Origin of the sequence: Kitasatospora sp. NPDC057965 (genome assembly GCF_042887135.1) — a bacterium.
In the GTDB taxonomy this organism is placed as follows: domain Bacteria; phylum Actinomycetota; class Actinomycetes; order Streptomycetales; family Streptomycetaceae; genus Kitasatospora.
The window spans coordinates 1-4,977 of the sequence record NZ_JBHVPZ010000069.1; the positions used below are offsets into that span (position 1 = coordinate 1).

Sequence of the window (4,977 nt, forward strand, 5' to 3'; positions counted from 1 at the left end):
CCCCGAAGCACAGCTCCGCGAGCGGCCCGCGCCGCAGCGGCACCAGCCGGTGCGCCGCCCCCGCCGCGGTGGCCGCCCCCAGCACCAGCGCGCCGGCCCGCCGGGCCCGCCGCGACGGCCGGTCGGCCGGTCGGACCGGCTCCACCGCCCGGGCCGCCCGCACCGCGTACCCCGCCACCGCGGCCAGCGCGGGCACCGAGCTGCCGTACTGCAGCACCTCGTAGAGCGGCGGGCCGCCCGCCACCGGCCGCTCCAGCGCCGGCACCAGCCGGGACCCGAAACGCCCCGCATGGGTGAAGCCGTCCCAGCCGACGTGGCTCGCCGCACCGACCGCCGCCGAGAGCGCGAACCATCCGAGGTCCGCGCCCGACGGCCGCCCCCGGCCGGACCGGCGGGCCGTCAGCGCCTCGGCGGCGCCCGCCCACCGGTCCGGGAGCAGCGCGACCAGTGGCCCGCGCACCAGCCCGTGCCAGCCCGCCACCAGGGCGGCCGCGAGCGCCACGTCCAGCGTCGGCACCGCCCACCAGCGGTGGGTGGGCGCGCCATGCCGGTACACCCCGGGCAGCAGCGACTCGGCGAAGAACGGCACGTCGGGTGCCAGCGAGCCGGCGACCAGCGCCGACGCGACCAGCGGCCCGCGCTCCCCCGCCGCGCGCAGCAGGGGCAGCACGGCGGCCGGGTGGCTCAGGGTGAACGGCATGCCCTCATCCTGCCGCCGCCCGGACGGGCCCGTCTGCGGCGCCCGGCTCCGGCGCGCGGCGCGTTCGCGGGGCGCGCGCCGGAACGGGGCTCACCCCGGAACCGGGCCTGAGCCGGGGTGAGTCCCGGAACCGGGCTCACGCCGCGTCGGCGGTGCGGGCCGACCCCAGGCCCGCCCGGTGTCCGGCCTCCAGGTAGCGCAACTCCCCGCAGCGGCGGGCGTCCAGCGCCGCCGCCAGCCGCCGGTGGCGGCCCGGGGGCAGCAGTCCGGCGGCCTCCTCCAGGCTGACGAACCGCCAGCCGCGCAGTTCCTCCTGCTGGAGCAGCAGCCCCTGCCGAGCGGTGGCGTCCAGCAGGCCGCCGTCGTAGACCAGGCGCAGCCCGCCCCGGCGCGGGCCGGTGCGCGGTTCCCAGTCGACGGCGAGCAGGCGCAGCACCGCCGGGTCCAGGCGCAGGCCGAGTTCCTCGGCGGTCTCCCTGAGGGCGGCGTCGGTGGGTGCCTCGCCGCGCTCGACGACGCCGCCGGGGAACTCCCAGTCGGGCTTGTAGACGGGGTCGACGAGCAGCACCCGGTCCTGCTCGTCGAAGAACAGGACGGCGGCGGCCACGGTGTCCCCGGTGGGGTCGGGGGTCTGCGCGATCGGGCAGCGGGCCGAGCCGTCGTCGACCAGCCGGGCGAGCCGGACGGCGGTCTCGCGCGGGGTGAGGCCGGAGGTGTCGACGAGCCGGGCGTCGCGGCGCAGCCAGCGGCGGGCGGCGCGGTAGCGCGGCAGGTGTTCCAGGCACCAGCGGCGGACCTGCTCGCTGCGCCGCGGGTCGTCCGGGAATTCCTCGCGCTGGGCGATGCGCTCGCGCAGGATCGTTTCTTCAGGGTCCAGGACGAGGTGGTGCACGACGATGCCGTGCGAGGCGAGCGCCCCGAAGATCTCGTCCCGGTAGTCCTCCCGCAGCAGTGTCATCGGAACCACCAGCGGCCCGGGGATCTCACCGAGCAGTGCCGCCGCCGTCTCGGGGACGAGCCGCCGCCAGGCGGGCAGGTCCTGGAAGTCCGGCACCGCCGCCATCCGGTCGGCCGGCAGCATCGCGCGCAGCCCGAAGCCCACCAGCTCGGGATCGAACAGCATGCTGCCGGGCAGCAGTTCCACCAGTTCGCGGCAGGAGCTGGTCTTGCCCGCCCCGAATGTGCCATTGACCCAGACGATCACGCACGCCCCCATGTTCTCGCCCTCCCCGGCGCCGTTCGCCCCGGGCGGCGCCCCCCGTCGGTCGAGCCGGCGCCATCGGAGGTGGTACCCCCGCCACGCCGGTCCCCATACCTCCACGTCCGCCCCGCTCATGGCGGTTCCCCGTTCCGCTTGACAGGGGCATGTGCCCAGGTCAGGGGGCCTGCGACGATTCCCGTACGACCCCCGGCGCGCCGGCGCCCACCCCTCCGGGCACCGGAGTCCGGCCCCTTGGCGCACGCCCCCGCCGCACCACGCGCGCCCCGTTGCGTGCGGGGCTCCCCCGTCCCACCGGTGTGCGGGCCTCGGCGGCCCGGGGCACCGGCGGGACGGCGCGGACCCGTCAGGGGCGGCCCATGTGGGTCGGGTAGTAGCCGCTGCTGATCCGCGAGACCCGGATCGAGGTGCCGGGCCGGGCGGCCTCCACGTACTGGTTGTCGCCCAGGTAGATCGCCACGTGGTGGATGCCCCGCGCGGTGCGGTCGTCCGACCAGAACAGCAGGTCGCCGCGGCGCAGCTGCCCGGCCGTCACCGGTGTGGTGGCCGCGTACTGGTCGTTGGCGATCCGGGGCAGGGAGATGCCGCCGCGCCGGAAGGCCTGCTGGACCAGGCCCGAGCAGTCGTAGCCGTCCGGTCCGTTGCCGGCCGTCCGGAACGGCTTGCCCAGCTGCGCGAGCGCGAACTGCACCGCCGTCTCGACGTCGCCGTCCGCCGCCGGGGCCGCGGCCGGGGGCGGGGACGCCGAGTCCTCCGAGGAGGCGGCGGAGCCGCCGGTGCGTTCCAGGTAGACGTCGTAGTGCGAGGTCCAGCGCCACTGGCCCTGGCTGTTGCGGAACCAGTAGCGCGAGCCGTCCCACCCCTGGGTGATCCCTCCGGAGGAGCCGGCCGTCCTCGCCGTGGACGCCGCCGGCGCCGGGGCGGACCCGCCGGTGCGCGCCAGGTAGACGTCGTAGTGCGAGGTCCAGCGCCAGTGGCCCTGGGCGTCCTTGAACCAGTACCGCGAGCCGTCCCAGCCGGCGTGGGCGGGCGCCCGCTCGGCCGCCGCGGTCCCCGCGCCGGTGCCCAGGCCGATCACGCAGGTCCCGGCCGCGATCACGGCCACCGCGCCTATCCCCCGGCGGATCCGCGCCGCGCGGGAAGGCCGGGCAGCCGCCGCCGGCCGGGGGGAGGGAGAGGCGGTGTGCTGCCCGGTCGCGTCGTCGGCGGCACCCGGTGCGCCGGTGTTGACGGTCGTCATGCTGCTGTCTTCCTTCGCTGATCGCGCCGGGCGCCTCGATCGCGCCGAACGCTGGGAGCTGAACGCTGGACGCGGTGCGCGGGGCCTGGTCGGCCCCGGCCGCGCCGCTTGTCACGTTAGGCACGCGTCCGCTCACGGCGCGCAGTGGAGTGCGCCAAAGGAAGGCTCACGCAAGGTGAGCGACCGTCACCCGACCCGGCGCCGGGTGACCGCCCGTCACCCGTGTGCCGAGTCCGCCATCAGCTGCTTCTTCAGCACCTTGCCCAGGGCGTTCCTGGGCAGTTCCGCCACCAGCACCACCCGGCGGGGCCGCTTGTGCACCGAGAGCCGCTCCGCCACGAAGGCCGTCAGCTGCTCACCCGTCACGGGGCCGTCCGCCACCACGTACGCGACGATCGCCTGGCCGAGGTCCTCGTCCGGCGCGCCGACGACGGCGGCGTCGGCCACCGCGGGGTGGTCGCGCAGCGCCGCCTCGACCTCGCCGGCGCCGATCCGGTACCCGCCGCTCTTGATCAGGTCGACCGAGGCGCGCCCGACGATCCGGTGGAAGCCGTCCGGCCCGATCACCGCGACGTCCCCGGTGCGGAACCAGCCGTCGGCGGTCCAGGCCTCGGCGTCGGCGTCCGGCCGGTTGAGGTAGCCGTGGAACAGGGTGGGCCCGGCCACCTGGAGCTCGCCGACGCTCTCGCCGTCGTACGGGACGGGCGAGCCGTCCTCGCCGACCAGCCGGGTGCGCACCCCGGCCAGCGGCAGGCCGACGCTGCCGGGGCGGCGCTCGCCGTCGGCCCGGGTGGAGACGGTGATCAGCGACTCCGTCATGCCGTAGCGCTCGATCGGGGCGTGGCCGGTCAGCGCGGCGAGCCGCTCGAACACCGGGACGGGCAGCGGGGCGCTGCCGGAGACCAGCAGCCGGGCCGAGGCGAGCCGGGCGGCCGCCTGCGGGTCCCCCGCCACCCGGGACCAGACGGTCGGCACCCCGAAGTAGAGGCTGCCGCCCGCCGCCGCGTACCCGGCGGGGGTGGGCCGTCCGGTGTGCACCAGCCGACTGCCGGTGCGCAGCGCGCCGAGCACGCCGAGCACCAGTCCGTGCACGTGGAACAGCGGCAGGCCGTGCACCAGGGTGTCCTCGGCGGTCCACCGCCAGGCGTCGGCGAGCGCGTCGAGGTCGGCGGCGACGGCGGCGCGGCCGATCATCGCGCCCTTGGGCGCGCCGGTGGTGCCGGAGGTGTAGAGCACGAAGGCGGTCGCCGACGGGTCGGGCTCGGGGTACGTGGTGGCGGAGCGCTCGCGCAGGTCGACCGGGAGGCCGGGGATCCCGGCGTCCTGCGGCGGGCCGTCGTCGGCGGCGTGGGCGAGCAGGGCGGCGCCGGAGTCGCGCAGGATGTGCGCGCGTTCCTTGGGCCCGGAGTCGGGCGGCAGCGGCACCACCGGCACCCCGGCGAGCAGCCCGCCGACGACGGCGGCCACGGTCTCGGCGGTGGGGCGGGCGAGCACCGCCAGGGCGGGGGCGCCGGCCACCCGGTCGGCGACGGCGGTGGCCGCGCCGAGCAGCCGCTCGCGGGAGAGCCCGGGGCCGTCGGAGATCCGCAGGGCGTCGGCCGAGTCGCCGGATCCGCCCTGAAGCGCCGTCAAGAGTGTCATGCGTCTGCCCTCGCCCCTGTCCAGGATGTCCACGGTGGTCCGCGGCGCGCCGCGGGGTCGCCGCGCGCCGCCGACCGACTCTACGGGCCGCCGGCGGCCGGCCGGACGTCCGGGGGAAGGACGGCGGGGGGGGGGGGGCGGGGGGGCGGCGGGGGGCCCGCCCCCCGCGCCACAGCC

The 4,977-nt window shown here is 77.7% G+C and carries 4 protein-coding genes; all 4 read right to left on the minus strand.

From position 1 onward, the window contains the following. Positions 1–700, minus strand: a 700-nt coding sequence (locus ACFVVU_RS38910) for a DUF4184 family protein (RefSeq protein WP_387794570.1), incomplete at its 3' end; no start/stop codon positions are given. A gap of 136 nt (positions 701–836) precedes the next feature. Then, positions 837–1,904, minus strand: coding sequence for an NUDIX domain-containing protein (locus tag ACFVVU_RS38915; RefSeq protein ID WP_380688479.1), 1,068 nt, complete (start codon positions 1,902–1,904; stop codon positions 837–839). Positions 1,905–2,265: 361 nt separating this feature from the next. Continuing rightward, positions 2,266–3,159 carry a C40 family peptidase gene (locus ACFVVU_RS38920; protein WP_387794572.1) on the minus strand — a complete coding sequence of 298 codons (894 nt, stop codon included), beginning with the start codon at positions 3,157–3,159 and terminating at the stop codon, positions 2,266–2,268. A 216-nt stretch (positions 3,160–3,375) separates the two neighbouring features. Beyond that, on the minus strand, positions 3,376–4,800 hold the full coding sequence (locus ACFVVU_RS38925; protein WP_387794573.1) for an acyl-CoA synthetase: 1,425 nt from the start codon (positions 4,798–4,800) through the stop codon (positions 3,376–3,378). Between the last annotated feature and the right edge of the window lie 177 nt (positions 4,801–4,977).

Excerpts from the sequence above, each read along its gene's own strand:
- ACFVVU_RS38920 (WP_387794572.1), bottom strand. The coding sequence starts at position 3,159 with ATGACGACCGTCAACACCGGCGCACCGGGTGCCGCCGACGACGCGACC.
- ACFVVU_RS38925 (WP_387794573.1), bottom strand. The coding sequence starts at position 4,800 with ATGACACTCTTGACGGCGCTTCAGGGCGGATCCGGCGACTCGGCCGAC.